The following is a 23,266-nucleotide window of genomic DNA, read 5'->3' on the forward strand; positions in this document are numbered from 1 at the left end:
AGGGTCATCAAGGAGACCAGACCCATGTTCGATAACTTCTATGGCCTCACCGGCAAGCCCTTCCAGCTTACGCCCGATCCGGAATTCTATTTCCGCTCGGTAACGCATCGCAAGGCGCTGTCCTACCTCGGCTATGGCCTGGCGCAGGGAGAGGGCTTCATCGTCATCACCGGCGAAGTGGGTTCGGGCAAGTCGACGCTGGTCGCGCACATGATGGAAAGCCTGGATGAAAGCCAGGTCACCGTGGCGCAGGTCGTCACCAGCAAGCTGGACGGCGAGGAGATCGTGCACGTCGTCGCGCGCAGCTTCGGTCTCGATATCGAGGGGCATGACAAGGCCACTGCGCTGACCGAGATCGAGAGCTTCCTGCACGAGGAAGCCCGCGAAGGTCGTCGCTGCCTGCTGGTGATGGACGAATCGCAGAACCTTTCCGTCTCCGCGCTGGAAGAGTTGCGGATGCTTTCGAATTTCCAGCTCGGCAACCATCCGCTATTGCAGACCTTGCTGCTTGGCCAACCCGAGTTCCGCGTCACGATCCAGAGCGATCCGGGCCTCGAGCAACTGCGCCAGCGCGTGATCGCCGCGCACCACCTCGAGCCGATGCAGAAGGGCGAGATCGAGCCTTATATCGTCCACCGCCTGAAAGTGGTTGGCTGGGACGGCAATCCGGCTTTCGACCAGCGCGTGTTCACCGAACTGTACGAGGCCAGCGGCGGCATCCCGCGCCGGATTAACCAGATCGCCAATCGCCTGTTGTTGCTGGGCGCTGTGGAAGAGCGAAGCCGCATTGATGCCGCCATGCTGCAGAACGTGCTGGCCGAGATGGAGGCGGAATGCGCTTTCCCCGATGCTGCACCGTCACCGATGCCCGCGCATGAGGTGAGCCATGAACCTGTGAAGGCCATGCCCACCACTCCGCGCATCGACAGGGAGACGCTGGAAGAATACCTGGCCGAGCGCGACGCGCAGATCGCTGAATTGCAGCAGGCCATCGTGGAATTGGCCGAGCAGCGAGATGCCGATATCGCCGCAAAGGTGAACCCTGAAATCGAGAGCCTGCGCGCGCAGCTCGCCCGCGTCGAAGCCAAGTGCTTCGAGCAGGAGCGCACGATTCGTCAGACCTTGAACATGCTGATCGACTGGATCGAAGGCGAAATGGATTCGAGCAAGGCCGCCTGAAAGCCAAGCTCCGATCAGTTCGGGCAGGGAGTCGCAACGCCGTGAATGCGCTGAATTTCGACAACAAGCCGGCAAAGGCGGACGAAATCGTCAATGGGCTGTCAGTCGATGTTGAAGACTGGTTCCAGGTGGGCGCGTTCGAGGATGTGATCGAGCGCGGCCAGTGGGCTGGCCTGGACGACCGGGTGGACCGGAATGTCCGCCGGATTCTCGACCTGTTCGACGAGGCGGGGGCTAAAAGCACGTTTTTTACATTGGGCTGGGTAGCGCAGCGCCACGGGAGCCTGCTGCGCGAAATCGCCGACCGGGGACACGAAATCGCCAGCCACGGCTGGGACCACGAGCGCGTGTTCCGCATGAACGAGGCCAGCTTCGCAACCGATATCGCCCGCACGAGGAAGGTGCTGGAAGACGCGAGCGGAACGCACGTCGTCGGCTATCGCGCGCCCAGCTTTTCAATCGACGCGCGCACACCTTGGGCGCACGAGGCTCTTGCGGAGGCAGGCTATCTGTACTCCTCCAGCATCGCGCCTGTCGCGCACGATCATTATGGCTGGCGCGATGCCCCGCGCTTTGCCTTCAAGCCGGTCGAAGGCAGCAATTTCGTCGAGCTTCCCGTCACCACGGCCATGTTCCGCGGCAGGCGGCTGGCGGCAGGCGGGGGCGGGTTCTTCCGGGTGCTGCCCTATGCGTTCAGCCGCTGGGCCATTCGCCAGGTCAATCGGACCGACGGGCGGCCTGCGATCTTCTATTTCCACCCTTGGGAAATCGATCCGGGCCAGCCGCGTGTTGCTGGTGCTCCGCTGCGTTCGCGACTGCGGCATTACACGAACCTCGGCAAGATGTCCGGCAAGCTTGAGCATCTTGTGCGCGAGTTTCACTGGGGGCGGATGGATGGGGTCGCCAAGCGAGAAAACCTCCGCCTGCGCCTGGAAAAGGCGGTGCATGGATGAATGCGCCTTTCCCCATCGTTCGCGAATGTGTGCGCGTCGTGGACTTGCGCCAGCCAGACGAGGCTGCCCGGATCGAGGCTTTCGTCACCGAGCATGACGGGTCGGTCTTCCACCGGCCAGCGTGGTTGCTGGCGATTGAAGCGGGCACGGGGCAGCGCGCCCACGGTCTCGTCGCAGAAAAGTGTGGCAGCCTGACCGGGTGGTTGCCGCTTACGCAGGTCCACTCGCCCATTTTTGGGCGGCTACTGGCATCGTCGGGCTTCGCTGTCGAAGGCGGCGTGCTTTGCGAAAGCGACGAGACTGCCTTGAACCTGATTGCCGCGGTTGAGGAATACGCGCTTCGCCTGTCATGTCCGACGGTCGAAGTTCGGGGCGGTGTTGCTGGTCGAGACTGGCAACTTCGTCAAGACAGCCACTGCGGATTCATTGCGTCGCTGGCCGTTGATGACGATACGCAGCTGGCGGCCATTCCGCGCAAGCAACGCGCCGAAGTTCGAAAGAGCCTCGAAAACAATCTGGAAATAACGATTGGCAAGGGCTCGCTGGAGCGATCGGCACATTACCGCGTCTATGCCGAAAGCGTGCGCAATCTCGGCACTCCGGTCTTCCCGAAAAGCCTGTTCGATGCTGTGCTCGACAGGCTCGATGCGGACATCCTGACGGTGTGGGCGGAGGGAACGCCTATCGCAAGCGTGCTCTCATTATACCACGATGGCGCGGTCATGCCCTACTGGGGCGGCGGTACCTGGGACGCGCGCCGCCTGCGCGCCAACGATCGCATGTACTACGAACTGATGCTGCATGCGCGCAGTCGTGAATGTGAGCGCTTCGATTTCGGGCGCAGCAAGACCGGCAGCGGGGCTTACAGTTACAAGAAGAACTGGGGTTTCGAGCCCGGGCCTTTATCCTACGCGATCTGGACCGCGCCGGGATACGCTGCGCGGGATGCCGATCCTACCAGCGCACGTCACCAGTCACGCATCGCGCTCTGGAAGAAGCTTCCGCTCGGCATTGCGAACCGGGTCGGTCCCGTCATTGCACGCGGACTTGGATAGGTGGCTGCAATGAGCGGCGAAATCCTTTTCCTTGCACATCGCGTGCCGTTCCCTCCGGATCGTGGCGACAAAATCCGCTCGCACCATGTGCTGAAGGCGCTTGCCGACATCGCGCCCGTGCATGTCGGCTGCCTCGCCGAGACCCATGCAGATATGGCGGCTGCACGTTTCCTGGAAGAGATCGCAAGCACTTGGTGCATGCCGCGCCGATCGAAGCCGCTGCCGCTTGCCGGAATGGAAGCACTTCTGCGGTGTGAGCCTGTAAGTTTCGCTGCCTTTCGCTCGCGAAAATTATCAGATTGGGTTCGCAACCTGCTGGAATCAAGAAAGGTTGGGGCGATTTTTGTTTTTTCCGGGCAGATGGGACAGTATGTCCCGAACGATTGGCAGGGACGCCTTCTGATCGACCTGGTCGATGTCGATTCCGCCAAGTTCGAGGCCTACGGCGAGGCCGGAAGCGGTCCCCGGGCGCTGATCGATGTACGCGAAGGGAGACTGCTGAAGGCGGAGGAAGCTCGCCTCGCGCAACGCGCCGACACCACACTGCTGGTGAGCGAGGCCGAGGCCGAGTTGCTTCGGGAGCGGACTAACGAAACGTCCAATATTCGCGCACTGCGCAATGGCATAGATTGTGCGCTGTTCGATCCGGGTACGGTCGCGCCAGAGCCTGTCCTGACGCAGGATGGTCCGCATTACGTTTTTACAGGGCAGATGGACTACGCTCCCAATGTGGATGCCGTTACGCGGATGGCATGCGAGATCATGCCGGAGGTTCGCCGCACGTTGGCCGCAGCGCAGTTCCACATCGTCGGCCGCGGCCCGACCAGGGAAGTGCGATCGTTGCACGGTGTCAACGGTACCAGCGTCATCGGCGAAGTGCCCGATACGCGGCCCTGGCTTGCTGGCGCAGACGTCGTCGTAGCACCGCTCCGGATAGCGCGGGGGGTGCAGAACAAGGTGCTGGAGGCCATGGCCATGGCGCGGCCCGTCGCTGTGTCTCCCGACGCTGCCAGCGGCATCCATGCGGCCGAGAACGTGCAACTCCTCGTAGCAAGGGACAACGCCGCTTTTGTTGCTGGGCTCCTGCGACTTGCGCAAGAGCCTGACGCGGCAAGGAAGCTGGGGCAGGAGGCGCGGAAGTTCGTGCTCGAAACGATGAGCTGGCCAGCCATGCTTGCCGATTTGCCGCGATTGCTCGGCGTTGATGAAGAACCTTCTCTCAATGCTGCTTGAAGCGCCTTCTCCGTATCGCGCGGCGATTGCCGAGAGGATCGCACCCGCATGGCGCATGCCTTTGTTGCGTCTAGCTCTCGCCTGGACCGCAATTCTGGTGTCTTTCGCCGCAGACTGGGCAGAGATGGTGCGGCAATGGTGGAACATTTCCACCTACAACCACATCCTGATTGTGCCGGTGATCATAGGCTGGCTGGTGTGGCAGAGATCGCATGAGTTGGCGAAGCTCTTGCCGGGAGCCTGGTGGCCGGGATTGCTGCTGCTGACAGGCGCGCTGTTCGGATGGTTGCTCGGCGATATCTCCGGAACGGCAACCATCAGTCACCTGGCGCTGATTATGGCATTGCAGGCCAGTGTCATCACTATGCTCGGTCCGCGCGTGGCCTGGGCGCTGTTGTTTCCGCTGGCATTCGGCCTGTTCCTTGTCCCGATTGGCGAGGAACTTGTCCCGGCCCTGCAAATGATCACGGCGCAGATCACGATTGCCCTCACCCATGCCAGCGGTATCCCCGCCACGGTCGAGGGCGTGTTCATCGATACTCCGGTCGGCCTGTTCGAAATTGCCGAAGCCTGTTCCGGCGTGAAATTCCTGATTGCCATGGTGGCGCTGGGGACATTGGTCGCGCATGTCTGCTACCGATCCTGGACAAGACGCGCGGTGTTCATGGCCGTGGCGATCATCCTCCCGATCCTTGCCAACGGCGTGCGCGCATGGGGCACGATCTTTATCGCGCAGTCACAAGGTATCGCGTTCGCCGCCGGGTTCGATCACATTCTCTACGGCTGGGTTTTCTTCGCGCTGGTCATGGCCGCGCTGCTGGCCATTGGCTGGAAGTTCTTCGACCGTCGGATCGACGATCCTTTCATCGATGCCGACAAACTCCGCTCGGCCACCTGGCTCGCTCGCCTGGACCGGTGGAACGGAAATGGCTGGGCTCTAACAGGTGCGGTTCTTGCCCTGGCGTGGATTCACATCGCGTGGTCTGCGCAGGCACGCGACGTGGAGGCGGCACTTCCTGACGAGATTGGTCTGGTCGAAGTGGAGGGATGGGAGGCAGCCGCGCTCAAACAGACTTACCCGTGGCATCCCCGCACGGCCGGGTACGATCACCGATTGATCACCAGCTACCGGGACGAGCAGGGAAGGGTGGTGGACGTGGTCTTCGCGCTCTACGCCGCCCAGGAAGAGGGCCGCGAAGCCGGAAGCTATGGGGGCGGGGCGCTGCCGCTCGAGACCGAATGGCGCTGGCTCTCTGCGAGCGATGCCCCCGTTGGTGCCAGCGGTGTTCGCCTGCAGGCCCTCGGCACGCATCAACGCGTCGCTTACACCTGGTATCGCCATGGAGAATGGACCGGCAGCAGCCGCGTTCGGCTGAAGCTATCCAATATGCGCGACCGCCTTCTTTCCGATCCGCAGCCGACCATGATGCTCGTCCTGTCTGCCGAAAACACGCCAACGCAGGATTCCGAAACGGTACTTGCGGACTTCCTGCAATCCACCGGCCCTGTTTCGGAGTGGATGGACGCTATGGCCCGGCTCGACTAGTCCGCACCCATGTGCGGGATTGCGGGCCTTTTTCATTGCGGCACGATCAAGCCGGTCGATCCCGTTCGGATCGAGCGGATGGCCACCGTGCTTGCCCATCGCGGACCAGATGGCTCCGGCGTATGGACAGCGCAAGGGGTTGGCCTCGGCCACCGTCGCTTGTCTATCATCGACGTGGAAGGCTCCCCGCAACCGATGCATTCGATGAGCGAAAGGCTGGTGATCAGCTTCAACGGCGAAATCTACAACTTTCGCGACGTCCGCAAGGAACTGAAAGCGCGCGGTGCATCCTTCGGGACTGCGGGTGATACCGAAGTGATCCTTGCCGCTTACGAGCAATGGGGCGCCGACTGCGTTTCCCACCTGCATGGCATGTTTGCCTTCGCGATCTATGACCAGAAACGGCGCGAATTGTTTCTCGCGCGCGACCGGTTCGGTGTGAAACCGCTGTTCTATACGCAGCTTTCCGACGGGTCGGTTGCTTTCGCGTCTGAACTGAAGGGACTGCTGGCCCACCCGTTGATGCGGCGGGAAGTCGATCCCAGTGCGCTGGAGGACTTCATGGCCTGGGGCTATGTTCCCGACCATCGCTCCATCCTCAAAGGCGTGCACAAGCTGCCTGCAGGGCATTCGCTAACGCTGCGTCACGACAGCCCGGTTCCGGAACCGCAGCAGTACTGGGACATCAGCTTCGACAAGCGTCACAAGGGCAAGGCGAAAGACCTCGAGGCGGAACTGCTCCACCACCTCCAGCAGGCGGTCACGAGCCGAATGGTGTCGGACGTGCCGCTGGGTGCATTTCTTTCCGGCGGTGTCGACAGCTCAAGCGTCGTCGCCTTCATGGCGGAGGCGAGCCGGCAGCCTGTGAAGACCTGCTCCATCGGGTTCGACGTCGCCAGCGCGGACGAGACGAGTTACGCCCGGCAAGTGGCTGACCTGTTCGCCACCGATCACGAGGCGCGGACTGTGAGCGCCGATCAGTTCGATGCGATAGACATGATCGCGGGCATGTTCGATGAGCCATTCGCCGATGCCAGCGCATTACCCACCTGGCGGGTGTGCCAGCTGGCAAGGGAAAGCGTGACCGTAGCCCTGTCGGGAGACGGAGCTGACGAAGCAATGGCCGGTTACAGGCGTCAGGTCTTCCACGCGCACGAGGAGCGTCTGCGGGGCCTGATGCCGGAAGTCTTGCGTAAAAACATACTCGGCCCGCTCGGCCGGGCCTATCCCAGGGCGGACTGGGCACCGCGCCCCCTGCGGGCCAGGACGACGCTCCTCTCGCTCGCGGGTTCTGCCGAAGAAGGCTATGCCCGCGCGCTGTCGGTGGTGCCGCCGGAAGAGCGTTTTGCACTCTACTCTCCCGACCTTGCCGGAAGGCTCGGCAGCTATCGCGCAGAGCAGCCGCTGTACGATTTGATGGCCAGCGCGCCGATGCGCAGCGGACTGGATCAGGCGCAGTATGCAGATCTGAAGTTCTGGCTGCCGGGCGATATCCTCACCAAGGTCGACCGCACCAGCATGGCCACCAGTCTCGAAGCGCGCGAACCGTTGCTCGATCATCGCCTGGTCGAGTTTGCAGCGGGGCTTCCGGAAGGCCTTCGGATCAAGGGGCGGCAGGGCAAATGGCTCTTGAAGAAGGCGATGGAGCGTTATCTGCCGGAGGACATTCTTTACCGACCCAAGCAAGGCTTCGTCACGCCGATTGCAGAATGGTTTCGCGGGCCTCTGGCGGGCAAGGCACGCGGCATTTCCAAAAGCGCGATGCTGGCGCATACCGGGTGGTTCGACAACGTTCGCCTGGCGGAAATTGCAGAGGAACATATCGCGGGCCGCGCCGATCACTCGCGCCTGCTCTGGCAACTCGTCATGCTGGATCGTTCGCTGGCCCGCCTGGGAATCGGCTAATCCGCCATGCCGTGGCCGAGCGCCATGTATTCCTCGCTCTGCATTTCCTTAAGGCGGCTGACCGTGCGCTGGAATTCGAACGATCCGTCCCCTGCAGGATAGAGGTCCTCCGGCTCCGTCTCTGCCGTGGCGAACAGCTTTACGCGGTTTTCGTACAGCGCGTCGATCAGGGTCACGAACCGGCTCGCCTCGTTACGCATGTCCTTGTCCATTTGCGGAATGCCGACGATGATGACCGTGTGATAGGCCTGCGCAATGGCGAGGTAATCGGGCGCACCGCGCGCCTCTTTGCACAAGCGTTTGAAACTGAACACGGCCACGCCTTTCAGGCTTTTGGGAACGTGCATCATGCGCCCTCCGCCAACGTCCAGCTCGGCGCTGGGGACATGCTCGGCGTCCTCGGGCGGATAGTCGGTCAGGCGAAAGAATGCCTCGCGCACCTTGGCCGTGGCCTCGTCGCCAAGCGGGCAGTGCCATGTCGCGAGCCCGCCGATGCGCTCCATCCGATAGTCGGTCGGGCCGTCGAGTTCCACCACGTCAAGTTCGGTCTGAATCAGGTCGATGAAGGGCAGGAAGTGCTCGCGGTTGAGACCGTCCTTGTAAAGTTCGGTGGGGCGCCTGTTGCTGGTCGTGACGATCGTCACGTTCCGCTTGCAAATGAGGTCCGTGAACAGCCGGCTCATGATCATGGCATCAGCGGAATTGTTCACCACCATCTCGTCGAAGGCGAGGACCCTGAGGTCTTTCGACAGCTTCTCCGCCACCGGGGGGATGGGATCGCCGCTCTCGCTTTTGCGAGCCTCGCGAAGGGCGGCATGGACTTCCTGCATGAAGGCGTGGAAATGCACTCGGCGCTTTTCCGGGATGGCGAGCGAGGCATGGAACAGGTCCATCAACATGGATTTCCCGCGTCCCACACCGCCGACCATGTAGACGCCCTGGGGCCGCGCCTTCCTGCGGCCGAACAGTTGTCCGAGCAGGCCACCCGATTGCTCGGCTTCCAGCTCTTTCTGCAACGCCTCCAGCCTCTCGGCGGCGCGGCGCTGGTCCGCGTCGGGCTTCAGCTCCCCGGCGGAAATCAGGCGTTCGTAGCGGGCAAGGATACCGCTCATCGCTCGCGCGGTTGCATCGCCTCGAACTTGGGGAGGTCGGGATCGAAGAAATCCCAGGACGGTGCGTCCTTCACGTAGATCACGCTTTCGGGCGAGACGACGTTGGGATCATCCAGCGATCCTGCCTGCAGAATCAGCACCTCGTCACCCGGCAGGTCTCCGGTGGTGTAGAGGCGGCCGCCGCATTCACCGCAGAAATGCCGCGTCACCTTGCCCCCGGTATCACCGCCGTTGGTGTAGGTCTTCGGATCACCGCGCAGGTCCAGCTGCTCCCGCCGCAGGCCGATAATCGTGGTGTGGCCGGTGCCGGTCGCCTTCTGGCAATCCTTGCAGCAGCACTGCGAGGTGAACATTTCCGGCCCGGTAACGGTGTAGCGGATCGCACCGCACAGGCATCCGCCCTCAACCTTGTTGCCCGCACCGATCGCCATCGTCAGACGTGCCGCTCGACTTGCATCTTCTTGATTTCTGCGATGGCCTTTGCGGGCGAGAGACCCTTGGGGCACACGTTGGCGCAGTTCATGATCGTGTGGCAGCGATAGAGACGGAACGGATCTTCGAGATCATCGAGCCGCTCACCGGTCATCTCGTCGCGGCTGTCGGCCAGCCAGCGATATGCCTGCAGAAGGATCGCCGGGCCGAGGAACTTGTCGGAATTCCACCAGTAGCTGGGGCAGGCGGTGGAGCAGCAGGCGCACAGGATACACTCGTAGAGGCCATCCAGCTTGTCGCGCTGTTCGGGCGATTGCAGCCGCTCCTTGCCCGAAGGCGTGGTGGAGACGGTTTGCAGCCACGGCCGGATGCTGGCGTACTGCGCGTAGAAGTGCGTGAAATCCGGCACCAGGTCCTTCACCACTTCCATGTGCGGCAGCGGAGTGATGCGAATGTCGCCCTTCACGTCCTCGATCGCGGTGGTGCAGGCGAGGCCGTTCTTGCCGTTCATGTTCATCGCGCACGAACCGCAGATCCCCTCGCGGCAGGAGCGGCGGAAGGTCAGCGTCGGGTCGATCTCGTTCTTGATCTTGAACAGGGCATCGAGAACCATCGGCCCGCATTCGTCCAGGTCCACCTCGAACGTGTCGTAGCGCGGGTTCTGGCCGCTGTCCGGGTCGTAGCGATAGATGCGAAACTTGCGGATTTTCCCGCCGGTTTCCGCCTTGTGGACTTCGCCGTCGTTACGGATCTTGCTGTTGGCGGGGAGGGTGAAGGTAGCCATGATCTGATCGTTCCTGTCGCTTCTGCGTGCCTATCTACTCATCCGGCGTCCGAGAGCAAGCAAAGCCTTGGGTTTTCTGCCCGGATTTGCACGCCTGTCACGGCGAATGTGGAACACCTGGAACAGTGTCCTGAGGCAAATACCTGCCTCCTCGATAGAGGAATGAGAAACTGCCGGAAATACGGGCTAGAGAGGGTGTTTTGCGAGGCATGCGCCGTTCCTATGTGAAGGGCTTGGACGTAGGAAAGGAGCAGCGCCGGCATGACATGGAAACGGGCGGCAGTGTTCGGCAGCAGCGGCGGCATCGGCGCTGCACTGGTGCAGGCACTGGCAGAGCGGAACATACCCGTCCTCGCCGGTTCGCGAAGCGGCAAGGCGCCTGACTTTCCCGGCGTGACACCATTCCGCTTCGACTTCGACGACGAAGCCAGCATCGCCGAGGCCGCCGGGGCATGGCGAGACAACCCGCCCAACCTGGTGATAGTCGCCACGGGCGTTCTCACGCTGGAGGACGGGACCGGGCCGGAGCGCAGCTTCAAGAACCTCGATGCCGAGACAATGGCCCGCGTACTGCACATCAACACCATCGGCCCCGCGCTGGTGGCCAAGCACGTGCTGCCGCTGTTCCCTCGCGATACCCCCGCGACCTTCGCCGCGGTTTCCGCGCGCGTCGGCTCGATCGGGGACAACCGCATCGGTGGCTGGCACAGCTACCGCGCCAGCAAGGCCGCGCTGAACATGCTGGTGCGCAATTTCGCCATCGAACTTGGCCGCACGCAAAAGCAGGCCGTGGCCGTGGGCCTGCATCCCGGCACGGTGGACACGCCTTTGTCGGAGCCGTTCCAGAATAACTTGCCCGAAGGCCAGCTTACCGCGGCGGGCGAAGCCGCTGCCAGCCTGCTGGGCGTGCTGGAAAGGCTGACCCCGGATAACAGCGGCGACGTGTTCGACTACAAGGGAGAGCGGGTCGAGCCCTAACTGATGAGGCCGTGACGGCGCCAGCACTCGGCCAACAGGGTTTCGAGCAGGTCCGCATGGCTGAAGCCCGCCTGCGCAGCGGCCTTGGCCATTACCTTCTCGCTCCACAGGTTGCAGTTGAGGTTGATCTCGATGAAATTGATATCGCCGGTGTTCAGGTCGACGCGGAACTCGATGCGGCCGTAGTCGAAAGGTACCATCTGGCGGGCGAACTTCTTCGCCATTTCCTCGATCTTCGGTGCAAGCTCGGGATGGTCAAACCGCTTGAGCGCAGCCTTCTCCGTATTGGGCACGAGGTCGCGCTTCTCGTAATAGGTCCACAGCTTCTGCGTATTCTCGCGCTCGTACCACAGCATCGGCAGCGCCGTCGGTTCGTTGTCCAGCGTGATGAAAGCGCACTGCACGTCGTAGCCGTCGAGATATGGCTCCACGATGGCATCGTGGCCCTGGCCGTGGATATCGGCGATGGCGTTGACCACGCCGTTCCAGTCATGCGCGTCGGAAATGCCCCAGCTGGCGGAGCTGGCATTGGGCTTGATCACCCAGCGGCCATCGGGCGCGGGCGGCAGGTCCGCTTCCAGCACGGGTGCGCCGCGGCGATAACAGAACCACGGCGCGGTCGGCACGCCTGCATGGGTGCAGACCAGCTTGGACACGCTCTTGTCGTCGCCCAGGCCGCGCAGGAACGGCATGGCGCCGAGATAGGGAATGCGGTGCATGTTGCACAGGATCGGAATCAGCATCTCGCTGTTCACGAAGCCGCCGCGGTTCAGCAGCGGGAATACGAAATCCACCTCCGGCCGTGTGAAAAGCACGTCGTAACTGTTCGCGAATTCCAGGTTCAGGCCAAGATTTTCCAGCGTCGTGCGCACCTCGTGGTGGTAGATGGCATGGTTGCCGTCTTCCGGATGCATCCCGCCGCCCCACAGGGCGTGCTTGGCCATGAACAGCATCTTCACGCGTTCCTTGGCGTCCTCGGGAATTCGCAGCGGGGCAATTTCGGTGGTCATGGACTCGGCCTTCTGGTGGCGGTTGAATTCTCGCGGCGGTTAGGCCCAAACGGGTTCCGGTGCAATCGCTGCGCAATTCGCCGTTGCAAAATCCGCGTATCGTGAAACAATCCATCAGTTCGCCGCCAGACTGGGGAGGCGCGTATGGGGTTTGGCAAATGGTATGACGAGACCATCCTGCCCATGGTCGTCTCGCTCGGCTGCGGTTCGGAGGACGTGGACGAACTGCGCCGTCAGGTTGTGCCTCTGGCGAAGGGTGCTGTTTTCGAACTGGGCTGTGGCGGCGGTTTCAACCAGCGGCACTACGACGCAAGCGCGGTATCGAGCTTTTCCGGGATAGATCCGAATGGCAGCCTGCTCGACGCAGCGCGGCAGCGTGCGCAGGAGAAGAGGTGGGAGGCCGATATCCGCGAAGGGAAGGGGGAGAACATTCCATTTGGCGATGGTTCCTTCGATACCGTCGTGTGCACATACACGCTGTGTTCCGTCGACGATCCCAGCCGCGTGCTTTCCGAGATGCGCCGGGTCTTGAAGCCGGGCGGTCGCCTTCTATTCCTGGAACACGGCAAGGCTCCCGATCCGGGCCCGGCGAAATGGCAGCGACGCATCGAGCCTGTCTGGAAGCACCTGGCGGGCAATTGCCACCTGACGCGCGAAGTCGGCGGATCGATCCGCGCGGCCGGATTCGAGATCGAGCCGATCGGGCAGACCTATTTCGAGAAGGCGCCCAAATGGGCGGGCTGGATGGAATGGGGCGTGGCGCGGCGAGCAGGCGCCTGAGCCCCTAGTTCCAGTCCTCTATCTGCGGCTTGGGGATATCCATTCCCAACCGCTGGCCCAACACCCATTCGCAGATAGCATATGTCCGCTCGTTATCGACATCGATGGCGAGCGCACCGTCCTCGAACACGACCGGACGCAGTTTCGCGCCGAAGCGTTTGCCGACACGGTCCAGCCCTCGCGCGAAGGTGATCAGGCCGAAGCGCATCAGCACGATGTTGAAGATGCCCGCAGCCCGGACCATTCGGCCCGGATTCGACTGGAACTGACCGCCTTCGCGGAAAATGTCAGCCGCTTTCAGACCCTTGCGGTTGGCCAGGCCATAGATGTTGCAGTTGGCGTAGCCCGCGTCCTTGAACTCGTAGAACCCGCGCTGGCCGCGCTCGTGCACGGCGCGGACGCGCTCCTTGGTGGTCACGCCGATCACGGCATCGGCCTCTCGCATGCCATTGCGGACCTGCTCGAAGCCGTCGTGCGTCAGCAGCACGTTGTCCGCCGTTGTGATGACGAAGGGGCCGTCCTCGCCCTTGGTCGCAGAGAGCACGCTCTCGACAATGTTGGCATCGCTATCGACCAGCGTGATTGGCGTGCCGCGATCGCGGAACGTTTCCAGCACCGGATCGACTTCCGCCTGGCCATCGGGCTCGAGCACCACGCGGATCTCGCGAATGTCCGGAAGCGTGGTGAGCGCTTCCATGACATGCGCTATCAACGGGCGCTCGCAGATCGGCGCGAGACACTTGTGGCTGACCCCAGCGCGCGCGGCGAGGGGGTTGACCACGCCGGTGCGCTGGGCCGCCAGGACGATCACGGTGACGGGAAGTGGGTCCATCGTTGGCCTCCGTTACCGACAGGGATCAGTTGCCGAAGGTGCGCTGCCACCAGCCGCGACGCGGTGATCCGTCCTCGTTGGTTGCCCCATCGCCTTCTGCTTGCTCGCCTTCCGCTTGCTCACCATCGTTGGCCGGCGCTTCTGCCTTAACGGTTTTCTTGGCAGGTTTTGCCGCAGATTCAGATTCGGCTTCGCCCTCCGTCTCCGCAGCAGGCTCGGCCTTCTTGCGGCGGGTGCGCTTGGGCTTCGGCTTTTCCTCGGCTTCGGGCTCGGCGTCTGCCGGCTTGGCTTCTTCCGCTGTCGCCTCATCGGTTTCGGCAGGTTCGGCCTTCTTGCGGCGCGTCCGCTTGGGCTTCGGGTTTTCCTCGGCCTCGGCACCTTCGGGCTTTGCCTCTTCGGTCTCCGCAGGCTCGGCCTTCTTGCGACGAGTGCGCTTGGGCTTCGGCTTTTCCTCCGCTTCGGGCTCGGCTTCTTCCGGAGCGTCGGCCGCCTTGGCTACGGCTTCCTGCGGCTCGTCGGGAGCATCAGCTCCATCGGAGGACTGATCGTCCTCGCTGGCGCTGTCGTCGTTATCCTGCCGGTTGCGGTTCCTGCCGCGACCGCCGCGACGACCCCTGCGGCGGCGTGGCTTGCCGTCGCTGTCCTTGTCGTTGTCATCGCTTGAAGCGGCATCGGTGTCGTCGCTGTCATCATCGCCATCTTCGGAGGATTCATTCTGATCCTCGTCCTGCTGTCGATTTTTATTGCGACCGCGACCGCCCCGGCGGCGACGGCGCCGCTTCTTGGGCTGCTCGCTGTTATCGTCGTCGTCCTCGCCGCTCGTGTCGTTATCGTCATCGTTTTCGACGTCATCATCATCGTCGTCGACAATCGGTTCGAACTTGGGTGCCTGCGCCGGGCGCGGACCGGATGAGGTCACGCGCATCTTCGCACCTTCGTCCTCGCCTTCCGGCTTCACTTCCACGGTGACGCCGTAACGCTGTTCGATCTCGGCGAGATCGGCGCGCTTGGCGTTGAGCAGGTACACGGCCGCTTCGGTGGAGGCGAACAGCGTGATGACGGTTCCCTTGCCTTTGGCAGCCTCGTCCTCGATCAGACGAAGAGCGGAAAGACCTGCGGACGATGCCGTGCGGACAAGGCCCGTGCCGTCACAGTGCGGGCATTCGCGGGTGGTCGCTTCCAGCACGCCGGTTCGCAGGCGCTGGCGGCTCATTTCCATCAGGCCGAAGCCCGAAATACGGCCCACCTGGATACGCGCCCGGTCGTTCTTCAGCGCATCCTTCATGCACCGTTCGACCTTGCGCACGTTTCCGGTGCGTTCCATGTCGATGAAGTCGATCACGACGAGGCCGGCCATGTCGCGCAGGCGCAGCTGGCGGGCGATTTCCTTCGCCGCTTCGAGGTTGGTGTGCAGCGCGGTCTGCTCGATCCCGTGCTCCTTGGTGGAGCGGCCCGAGTTGATGTCGATCGACACCAGCGCTTCCGTCGGATTGATGATCAGATAACCACCGGACTTCAGCTGCACCATCGGATCGTACATCGCCGAAAGCTGGTCTTCCGCGCCATAGCGCTGGAACAGCGGAACGGGATCGTTGTAATTCTTCACCCGCCGTGCGTGGCTGGGCATCAGCAGCTTCATGAAGGACTTGGCGGCCTTGTAGCCTTCCTCACCCTCGACCACGACTTCCTCAATCTCGCGGTTGTAGATGTCGCGGATGGCGCGCTTGATCAGGTCGGAATCCGAGTGAATCTGCGCGGGTGCGCTGCTCGACATGGTGCGCTCGCGTATCTCGTCCCACAGGCGGGCGAGATAGTCGAAATCGCGCTTGATCTCTGTCTTCGTGCGCGAAAGGCCGGCAGTGCGCACGATTAGACCCATGGACTTGGGCAGGCTGAGATCGGACACGATGCTCTTCAGGCGCTTGCGGTCCGAACCGCTGGAAATCTTGCGCGAAATGCCGCCGCCATGGCTGGAATTGGGCATCAGCACGCAGTAGCGGCCAGCCAATGAGAGATAGGTGGTGAGAGCCGCGCCCTTGTTGCCGCGCTCTTCCTTGGCGACCTGCACCAGCAGCACCTGGCGGCGCTGGATAACGTCCTGGATCTTGTAGCGGCGACGCAGCGCCTGGCGCTTGGCGCGGGCTTCGTCGATTTCCTTCGCCCGGCTACCGCCCTGGCGGCGACCCTGCGGGCGACGCCCCTTGCCACGACCGCGACCGCGGCCACGACGCTTGCCGTTCGATTCCTCTTCGTCGGAATCGTCGTCTTCCTCGTCGGAATCGTCCGACGCTTCCTCGTCGCCGTTCTCCACGTGGCCATCCTCGATGGTGGAGACGTCGTCTTTCTCGCTGGTGTCGATTTCCTCGACGCCGGCCTCGTCCTCGTCATCATCCTCGTCGTCGACATCATCGTCGAGAGGAGCGCCATCCTCGTCCTCTTCGGCGCGAAGCTTTGCCTCTTCCTCGGCAGCGGCCTGTTCCTCGCGCAGCAGCGCTTCGCGGTCTTCGGCCGGGATCTGGTAATAGTCGGGATGAATTTCGCTGAAGGCGAGGAAGCCGTGACGATTGCCGCCGAAATCGACGAAAGCTGCCTGCAATGAGGGCTCGACCCTCGTTACCTTTGCCAGGTAGATATTGCCCTTGATCTGCTTGTGTTCGGCAGATTCAAAGTCGAACTCCTCAATCCGGTTTCCCTTGAGCACCGCCACCCGTGTTTCTTCCGGGTGGCGCGCATCGATAAGCATGCGCGTTGCCATGTAGTATTCTCCAGGCAATCGCCGTCACGCCGGTCATGCGGCATGGTGCCGGGCCGGGTGGAGAGGATTGCCGATATGTGTGGGGCCCGCGATTGTCGCGGGTGTTGGAAATCAGCACGCCGCCCGGTCGGCATGTCGCCGGATTGAGGGTGGACGTGCGAAACGTGTCTGTCGCGATGAAAAGGCGCAGGGTTTTCGTCTGCGCTGGAAGCCTTGCAGCCGTCGCACGTTCAATCGAACGCTCCGTGGCTTGCTGGCTTTTACTTTGCATCGCGGCATCAACCTGTAAGCATTACCGGGTAGGCCGGAATATGAGGCCGAGCCGGGCACCGGATTGCAATATCGCTCCGGCTTCCATCTAGCTAGCATCGGGGAAAAGATACGGCAACCTTGTTGCGCATTTGCGCAAATTTCCCTTGGTGTTGCCTTAACCATTCCAGCGCCTGCCCGGCGCGCCGCAAAGGACGTTTCGCCGCCCGCATGTCGTATCGAGTGCAGATCGGCCTGCTGTTCGCCCTCCCGGTGCTGTTGCTGGGAGGGCTCTATGCGCTGGGCGCGGCGATTCCGGTGCCGGTGCTGGGCCGCGAGTACGTGGTGCGCGTTGCGCTTTCCGACGGTAGCACGCCCATCGGCCTGCCGGAGATACTCGGCCCCACCGATCCGGCGCGCCCCCTGGTGGTGATCGATGCAGGCCACGGCGGCCCCGACCCGGGCACGGTGAGCGAGACCTACCGGGAGAAAGCCATCGTCCTGGGCCTGGCCACGGCGCTGCGGGACCGGTTGCTGGAAGATGGCGGCATCCGCGTCGCCATGACCCGCGACGACGACCGTTTCATCGTGTTGCAGGAACGCGCGGAAATTGCGCGGGCGCTGGGGGCGGACCTGTTCCTTTCTATCCACGCCGATTCCGCGGGTGACAAGGAGGGGGTGAGCGGGGCGAGTATCTATACCCTGTCCGAAACTGCCAGCTCCGAAGCCGCGGCTCGCTTTGCCGAGCGTGAGAACGACGCCGATATCGTCAACGGCGTCGACCTTTCCGGGCAGGACGAAGACGTGAACGCCATCCTTGTGGAATTGTCCCAACGACGCACGTCGGAGCAATCGGTGGAATTTGCCGAACTGATCCAGCGCGAGGGCGAGGGCACCCTTGTCTTCCATCCGCAAACGCGCCGCTCAGCCGCGCTGGCCGTGTTGCGGGCGCCCGATGTGCCGGGCGTCCTGTTCGAATCGGGCTTCGTGACCAATCCGGAGGATGCGGAAAGACTGGCCTCGGTCGAAGGGCGCGAGCGTTTTGCCGAAGTCATGGCCCGCGCGATCCGCATCTATTTTGCGCGCCAGACCACGGTGAACTGATGCTTATTCATTGTGGCGCCATCATCGGATGGCATGTAAGACGCTGGCCTGCCTTATGACGAATTCTGAATCATCTGCCATCGGCAACGCGTTGCAGCGTTTTCGCGAAACCACCCATCGCATCGGTGCGCCGCTGCGCACTGCCTGGCGCGAAAAGCGCCTGCTCCGGTGGGCGGGCTACGCCTTTTTTGCCGCGCTGGTTTTGTGGCTGGTGGGCTGGGCCTGGCTCGCGCGCGATTTGCCGGACGCGGAAACCCTGCTGGATTACGAGCCGAACCTGCCCAGCGTCGTGCGCGGTATCGATGGCGAGATCGTCCACCGCTATGAGCGCGAACGGCGGGTGGAACTGCAGTTCCGCGACCTGCCCGAGCAGTTGATGAATGCTTACATTTCGGCGGAGGACGAGACCTTCTGGACGCACGGCGGCATCGACGCGGGCGGCTTCATCGGCGCGGTTATCGATTACGTCTCCAAGATCGGCTCGGGCGAGCGCGCCGTGGGTGGCTCCACCATCACCCAGCAGGTCGCCAAGAACATTCTCGTCGGCAACGAATACTCGGTGACGCGCAAGCTGAAGGAGATGATCCTGGCAACGCGTATCGAGGGCGTGCTCTCGAAGCAGCAGATCATCACGCTGTACCTCAACGAAATCCCGCTCGGCCGACGCAGCTACGGTGTGCAGGCTGCGGCGCGCGCCTATTTCGACAAGGACGTGGACGACCTGGAACTGCACGAGATGGCCTATCTCGCCATCCTCCCGCGTGCGCCCGAAGTCTACAGTCGCCAGGCCAATTTCGATACCGCCCGCGAACGCCGCAACTGGGTGCTCGCCCAGATGGAAGACAATGGCTTCATCACGGAGCAGCAGATGCAGGCCGCGCAGGCGCAGCCACTCGGCATCATCCAGGGTCAGCGCACCGAGCGTTCGGCCGACGCAGGCTATTTTCTCGAGGAAGTGCGCCGCGAACTTATCGAACGCTTTGGTGAAGAGGCGGAAGATGGGCGCAACAGCGTCTATGCGGGCGGCCTGTGGGTGCGCACCTCGCTGGACACCGAAATGCAGGACGCCGCGCGCAATTCGCTGCGCGATGCCATGCTGCGTTATCACGGAAACCGGGGCTGGGCGGGGCCGGTCGCCACGCTCAATCCCGATAACGGAGACCTGACGGCGCAGCTCCGCAGCTCTTACCTTTCGATCAATTACGAGGACTGGCGCGTCGGCGTGATTACCGCGCTAGGGAGCGGTTCGGCCACGATCGGTTTCTCGGACGGCGAGGAATATCCGCTGTCCAATCCGGCTGACGACATGAGCGTGGGCGACGTCGTGGTCGCCTCGCCCAGCGGGAATGGCTGGCGGCTCGAGACGATACCCAGCGTATCGGGCGGTTTCCTCGCCATTGCGCCTGACAGCGGGCGTATCCTTGCCATGCAGGGCGGCTTCGATTCCCGCCTCGGCAGTTTCAACCGCGCCACGCAGGCCAACCGCCAGCCCGGCTCGACCATCAAGCCTTTCGTCTACGCCACCGGCCTCGATAACGGCATGACGCCTGCCACGCTCGTGCCTGACAGCCAGTATTGCTATTATCAGGGGGCCAACCTCGGCGAGAAATGCTTCACGAACTTCGGTGGTAGCCGTGGCGGGGGCGAGTACCCCATGCGCTACGGTCTTGAGCAGTCGAAGAACCTGATGACCGTCCACATCGCGATGGATTCGGGCATGGAACAGGTGATCGACACTTTCGAAAATCTCGGCATCGCGGGCGAAGGCGCTTACGAGCCGTTCCCAGCTTTCGCGCTGGGCGCGGGCGACACCACGGTAGAGCGGATGGCGGCTGCCTATGCGGCGCTCGTCAACCACGGACGGCTGAACGATCCCACGGTGATCGACTACGTGCAGGACCGCGACGGCAACGTCATCTACCGCGCCGACAACCGCGAGTGCACGGGCTGCAACATGGACGAGTGGGACGGTGGCCCGATGCCGCGTTTCGGCAGGACTGGGCGACAGGTGATGGATGCACGCACGGCGTTTCAGATCGTCAACATGCTCACTGGCGTCGTCGAGCGCGGCACGGCCACGCGCCTGCGCGATCTCGACATGCCGCTGTTCGGCAAGACCGGCACCAGTTCCGGCCCCACCAATGCATGGTTCGTGGGCGGATCGCCCGACATCGTGGGCGCGACTTACCTCGGGTTCGACCAGCCGCGCAACATGGGCGGGTGGATCCAGGGCGGCAACACCGCGGCGCCGATCTTCAAGCAATTCGTGCAGGAAACGCGCGACCATTGGAGCGGCAGGCCATTCCTCGCGCCGGAGGGCGTACGCATGGTGCGTGTCGATCGCCGTACGGGCCGCCGCGTGTTCGATGGGTGGCCGTCCGATGAACCAACCTCCGCCGTGATCTGGGAAGCGTTCAAGCCCGACACCGAACCGCGTCGCAGCCAGCGACAGGACGAAATCGATGCCATGCGCGAATTGATCCTTGCCCAGTTGCGTCGCCGCGAGGACGGGCCGCGCATGCAAGGGAGTGCCGGCGAGCGCGAGGACTTTGCCGAGGAGCAGGGCGGTATCTACTGATCCGCCCGCTTTTCAATCGCACCACTTCCCCCGCAACGCGCCTTGCGCTAGGCGCGCACCTCAAATCTTTTGAAGGACTATTGCCATGCGTGCCGAGGGGCAGGCCCATATCGACCGGATCGAAGCCGCGCTGGCGCTGGTGCGCAAGTCGCTGGACTGGGAACACGCGCTCCGCCGCCTCGACGAGCTGGAAGCCCGCGTGCAGGACCCCGACCTGTGGAACGATCCCAAGCAGGCGCAGGCCATCAGCCGCGAGCACAAGCAGCTGAAAGACGCGGTCGAGACTGTCAACGAGATCAGCCAGGAAATGTCCGATGCGTCCGAATTCGTCGAAATGGGCGAGGCCGAGGGCGACGACGATGTCGTGGCAGAGGGTCTCGCCAGCCTGGAAGCACTCGCCAAGCGCGCCGATCGCGACAAGGTGAACGCCCTCCTTTCGGGCGAGGCGGACAATTACGACACCTACCTTCAGGTAAACGCTGGCGCAGGCGGGACCGAAAGCCAGGATTGGGCGGAAATGCTGATGCGCATGTACGTGCGCTGGGCCGAGCGCCGCGGGTTCAAGGTGGAAACCGTGGAATATGCCGCGGGCGAACAGGCCGGCATCAAGAGCGCCACGCTGCTGATCAAGGGCGAGAACGCCTATGGCTATGCCAAGACCGAAAGCGGTGTGCACCGCCTCGTCCGCATCAGTCCCTATGACAGCTCGGCGCGCCGCCACACGAGTTTCTCCAGCGTCTGGGTCTATCCGGTGATCGACGACGATATCGACATCGAGATCAACGAGGGCGACCTGAAGATCGACACCTACCGCGCTTCGGGTGCGGGAGGGCAGCACGTCAACACCACCGACTCCGCCGTACGCATCACGCACAAACCCACGGGCGTGGTGGTTGCCAGCCAGAACGATCGCAGCCAGCACAAGAACCGCGCGACTGCGATGAATATGCTGAAAGCGCGCCTTTACGAGCGCGAACTGGCCGAACGTGAAGCCGTGGCCGCGGGCGAATATGCCGAGAAGACCGAGATCGGTTGGGGCCACCAGATCCGCAGCTATGTCCTGCAGCCATACCAGATGGTGAAGGACCTGCGCACCGGCACCACTTCCACCTCACCGGGCGACGTGCTGGACGGCGACATCGACGATTTCATCGCTGCGGCACTGGCCCAGCGCGTGACCGGAGAAAAGGTGGACGTCGAGGACGTCGAATAGCGTCTTCTTCCGGTTCGACTGCTTGTCGAGACAACATGCTGCCGGGCCTCGCAATCGTGCAAGGCCCTGATATAGAGGCATCATGAGGGAGTGGCTCGTCAAGCAGAACGCGGGCCAGATTAGGCGAAATGGATCACGCACGAGACATCGAAAAGGTCTTGGATACGCTGACCGACAAGCAGCAGGACGTGCTGGACCTGCTGGTGCTGCACAAGACATCGAAGCAGATCGCCCGCGAGCTTGGCATATCTCCCCATACCGTGGATCAGCGAGTGACTGCGGCGCGCAAGAAATTCGGCGTGGAAACACGCAGCGAGCTCGCTGCTGCCTACATGGCTGCCACGGCCGACAGGGGCGATGCCCCCCTATACGAGAGAGCCGTATATCAATCCTCGCAGGTCGAAACTCCGCCCGATCCGGGCGACCAAGGTGCCGGGTCCGACACGGAGCCGGACGATAGCCAGGTGCACGCCGATCCAGGCAAGCCTCCCGAAAGCACACGGCAGATCGTCCAGTACCGCGTCGTCCCGGAGTCTTTTGAGGGTCGCTACGGGTACTTCTGGCGTCTAACCGCTATCGTCGGGATTACCCTTGGCTTGCTGGTTGCGGCTTTGGTGGGATTGGCCATTTTCGGCGAACTTTCCGAGCTCATGCAGTAGGCTGCCTTAGGACTCCTTCGCAGATCAAGAGGCCGCGTGGCCGCAATGGAGTTATCGATATGGGCATGTCTCCCGACATTGCGCAGATGCGCATCACCCGCGAACTGAGAGCCGCCGAAGAGGCGCTGGACGATGCCTTGCTCCGCCAGAGCACCCTTCTTGCCACGATGATCGAGGCGCGGCGCGAAACCGATGCCGGTCCGTTCGCCGGACAGGAGGCCCTGCTGCGTCTCACCAAGTCGCACCAGACGCTGGTCTCTGCCGGAAGCGACCTTGCCCGTGTCCATGCGAACCTGCTCCAGGTTCAGGGCGAGGTGTTGGGCGTCGAGAAGTGCCCTCCGGGCGAGCCCATGGGCCACATCGCCGATCTGCGCGCAGCCTCCTGATCTCCCGAAAGCGATAATGTGAGCCTGTTCGCCATCATTGTCGCTGCCACTTTCCTCGTCGTCGCTTTCGCGGCGGCGAGGGGAGATGCGCCCGAGAAGTGGTGCGCGGCGATTATTGCCGCAGAAGCGCTCATCGACCTGGCGCTCCAGTTCACGATCGGGCCGCGGTCCTTTGTCGAATTCGACCTGAGCAGGTTGCTGCTCGACCTGTTTGCGGCCAGTGCTCTCATCGCCGTCGCCATGCGTGCCAACCGCCTTTACCCGCTGGCGATTGCGGCTGCGCAGCTTGTCGCGGTGATCGGCAGTATATCGGCTCTCGTGGCGCGCGATGGCTGGTCGCAGGCGTTCTGGGCGATGACGCAATTGCCGGTCGTGTTGCAACTCGCCCTGTTGCTGGGGGGGACGCTCATGCACCGTTACCGCCTTTCCCGCGTCGGTCCGTACAACAGTTGGTCGCCGCCTCAGCCAAGGCACGTGCAGCCGGGCTGAACGCGAACGCTTCGAAACACGCTTCAACGCATAT

The 23,266-nt window shown here is 62.9% G+C and carries 20 protein-coding genes; 14 read left to right on the forward strand and 6 right to left on the reverse strand.

The features are described 5' to 3' along the window. The first annotated feature begins 24 nt into the window (after window positions 1-24). From ABFX23_RS11520 to ABFX23_RS11545, 6 genes are read left to right on the forward strand one after another with little or no spacing between them, the layout of a single operon-like run. The gene (locus ABFX23_RS11520; protein WP_346033194.1) at window positions 25-1,179 is read left to right on the forward strand and encodes an XrtA/PEP-CTERM system-associated ATPase; all 1,155 of its coding nucleotides are present in this window, start codon (window positions 25-27) and stop codon (window positions 1,177-1,179) included. 41 nt (window positions 1,180-1,220) lie between these two features. Further along, complete coding sequence (locus tag ABFX23_RS11525; RefSeq protein WP_346033195.1) at window positions 1,221-2,132, forward strand: XrtA system polysaccharide deacetylase; 912 nt, start codon at window positions 1,221-1,223, stop codon at window positions 2,130-2,132. Next, window positions 2,129-3,187 (forward strand): FemAB family XrtA/PEP-CTERM system-associated protein, encoded by a 1,059-nt coding sequence (locus ABFX23_RS11530; protein ID WP_346033196.1) that lies wholly within the window; start codon window positions 2,129-2,131, stop codon window positions 3,185-3,187. The genes ABFX23_RS11525 and ABFX23_RS11530 overlap by 4 nt, the downstream gene beginning before the upstream one ends. A gap of 9 nt (window positions 3,188-3,196) precedes the next feature. Further along, window positions 3,197-4,420: a TIGR03087 family PEP-CTERM/XrtA system glycosyltransferase gene (locus ABFX23_RS11535; protein ID WP_346033197.1), complete on the forward strand. Its 1,224-nt coding sequence runs from the start codon at window positions 3,197-3,199 to the stop codon at window positions 4,418-4,420. Further along, window positions 4,410-5,966: an exosortase A gene (gene xrtA / locus ABFX23_RS11540; RefSeq protein ID WP_428831665.1), complete on the forward strand. Its 1,557-nt coding sequence runs from the start codon at window positions 4,410-4,412 to the stop codon at window positions 5,964-5,966. Before ABFX23_RS11535 ends, xrtA begins: the two co-directional genes overlap by 11 nt. Window positions 5,967-5,975: 9 nt before the next feature. After that, window positions 5,976-7,871 (forward strand): XrtA/PEP-CTERM system amidotransferase, encoded by a 1,896-nt coding sequence (locus ABFX23_RS11545; protein ID WP_346033198.1) that lies wholly within the window; start codon window positions 5,976-5,978, stop codon window positions 7,869-7,871. On the opposite strand, the gene zapE is transcribed toward ABFX23_RS11545, so the two are convergent. The 3 genes from zapE to ABFX23_RS11560 are packed head-to-tail and all read right to left on the reverse strand — an operon-like array spanning window position 7,868 to window position 10,199. Then, window positions 7,868-8,983, reverse strand: a complete 1,116-nt coding sequence (gene zapE / locus ABFX23_RS11550) for a cell division protein ZapE (protein ID WP_346033199.1) — start codon at window positions 8,981-8,983, stop codon at window positions 7,868-7,870. The two genes, ABFX23_RS11545 and zapE, sit on opposite strands and share 4 nt — an antisense overlap. Then, window positions 8,980-9,414, reverse strand: coding sequence for a GFA family protein (locus ABFX23_RS11555; RefSeq protein ID WP_346033200.1), 435 nt, complete (start codon window positions 9,412-9,414; stop codon window positions 8,980-8,982). Before ABFX23_RS11555 ends, zapE begins: the two co-directional genes overlap by 4 nt. 2 nt (window positions 9,415-9,416) lie before the next feature. Next, window positions 9,417-10,199, reverse strand: coding sequence for a succinate dehydrogenase iron-sulfur subunit (locus ABFX23_RS11560; protein WP_346033201.1), 783 nt, complete (start codon window positions 10,197-10,199; stop codon window positions 9,417-9,419). Window positions 10,200-10,460: 261 nt separating this feature from the next. Between ABFX23_RS11560 and ABFX23_RS11565 the strand changes: the two genes are divergently transcribed. Next, complete coding sequence (locus ABFX23_RS11565) at window positions 10,461-11,177, forward strand: SDR family NAD(P)-dependent oxidoreductase (RefSeq protein ID WP_346033202.1); 717 nt, start codon at window positions 10,461-10,463, stop codon at window positions 11,175-11,177. Here ABFX23_RS11565 and ABFX23_RS11570 read toward each other — a convergent pair. After that, complete coding sequence (locus ABFX23_RS11570; protein WP_346033203.1) at window positions 11,174-12,187, reverse strand: D-alanine--D-alanine ligase family protein; 1,014 nt, start codon at window positions 12,185-12,187, stop codon at window positions 11,174-11,176. The genes ABFX23_RS11565 and ABFX23_RS11570 overlap by 4 nt on opposite strands. Window positions 12,188-12,331: 144 nt before the next feature. On the opposite strand from ABFX23_RS11570, the gene ABFX23_RS11575 reads away from it, so the two are divergent. Beyond that, window positions 12,332-12,967: a class I SAM-dependent methyltransferase gene (locus tag ABFX23_RS11575; protein WP_346033204.1), complete on the forward strand. Its 636-nt coding sequence runs from the start codon at window positions 12,332-12,334 to the stop codon at window positions 12,965-12,967. Window positions 12,968-12,971: 4 nt separating this feature from the next. Here the strand turns inward: ABFX23_RS11575 and ABFX23_RS11580 are convergent, their stop codons facing one another. Beyond that, window positions 12,972-13,799, reverse strand: coding sequence for an NTP transferase domain-containing protein (locus ABFX23_RS11580; protein ID WP_346033205.1), 828 nt, complete (start codon window positions 13,797-13,799; stop codon window positions 12,972-12,974). A 25-nt stretch (window positions 13,800-13,824) separates the two neighbouring features. Next, window positions 13,825-16,554 carry an Rne/Rng family ribonuclease gene (locus ABFX23_RS11585; RefSeq protein ID WP_346033206.1) on the reverse strand — a complete coding sequence of 910 codons (2,730 nt, stop codon included), beginning with the start codon at window positions 16,552-16,554 and terminating at the stop codon, window positions 13,825-13,827. A 480-nt stretch (window positions 16,555-17,034) separates the two neighbouring features. Here ABFX23_RS11585 and ABFX23_RS11590 point away from each other — a divergent pair, with 480 nt between their 5' ends. The 6 genes from ABFX23_RS11590 (at window position 17,035) to ABFX23_RS11615 (ending at window position 23,232) form a co-directional block, all read left to right on the forward strand. Then, window positions 17,035-17,907 carry an N-acetylmuramoyl-L-alanine amidase family protein gene (locus tag ABFX23_RS11590; protein WP_346033207.1) on the forward strand — a complete coding sequence of 291 codons (873 nt, stop codon included), beginning with the start codon at window positions 17,035-17,037 and terminating at the stop codon, window positions 17,905-17,907. Between the two features lie 55 nt (window positions 17,908-17,962). Further along, window positions 17,963-20,485 (forward strand): penicillin-binding protein 1A, encoded by a 2,523-nt coding sequence (locus ABFX23_RS11595; protein ID WP_346033208.1) that lies wholly within the window; start codon window positions 17,963-17,965, stop codon window positions 20,483-20,485. 85 nt (window positions 20,486-20,570) lie between these two features. Then, window positions 20,571-21,698, forward strand: coding sequence for a peptide chain release factor 2 (gene prfB, locus ABFX23_RS11600; RefSeq protein ID WP_346033209.1), 1,128 nt, complete (start codon window positions 20,571-20,573; stop codon window positions 21,696-21,698). Between the two features lie 128 nt (window positions 21,699-21,826). After that, window positions 21,827-22,357: a helix-turn-helix transcriptional regulator gene (locus ABFX23_RS11605; protein WP_346033210.1), complete on the forward strand. Its 531-nt coding sequence runs from the start codon at window positions 21,827-21,829 to the stop codon at window positions 22,355-22,357. 59 nt (window positions 22,358-22,416) lie between these two features. Further along, window positions 22,417-22,743, forward strand: coding sequence for a hypothetical protein (locus ABFX23_RS11610; protein WP_346033211.1), 327 nt, complete (start codon window positions 22,417-22,419; stop codon window positions 22,741-22,743). Between the two features lie 18 nt (window positions 22,744-22,761). Then, window positions 22,762-23,232 (forward strand): hypothetical protein, encoded by a 471-nt coding sequence (locus ABFX23_RS11615; protein ID WP_346033212.1) that lies wholly within the window; start codon window positions 22,762-22,764, stop codon window positions 23,230-23,232. Window positions 23,233-23,266: the final 34 nt, after the last annotated feature.

The organism is Erythrobacter westpacificensis, assembly GCF_039542285.1.
Taxonomy (GTDB): domain Bacteria; phylum Pseudomonadota; class Alphaproteobacteria; order Sphingomonadales; family Sphingomonadaceae; genus Alteraurantiacibacter; species Alteraurantiacibacter westpacificensis.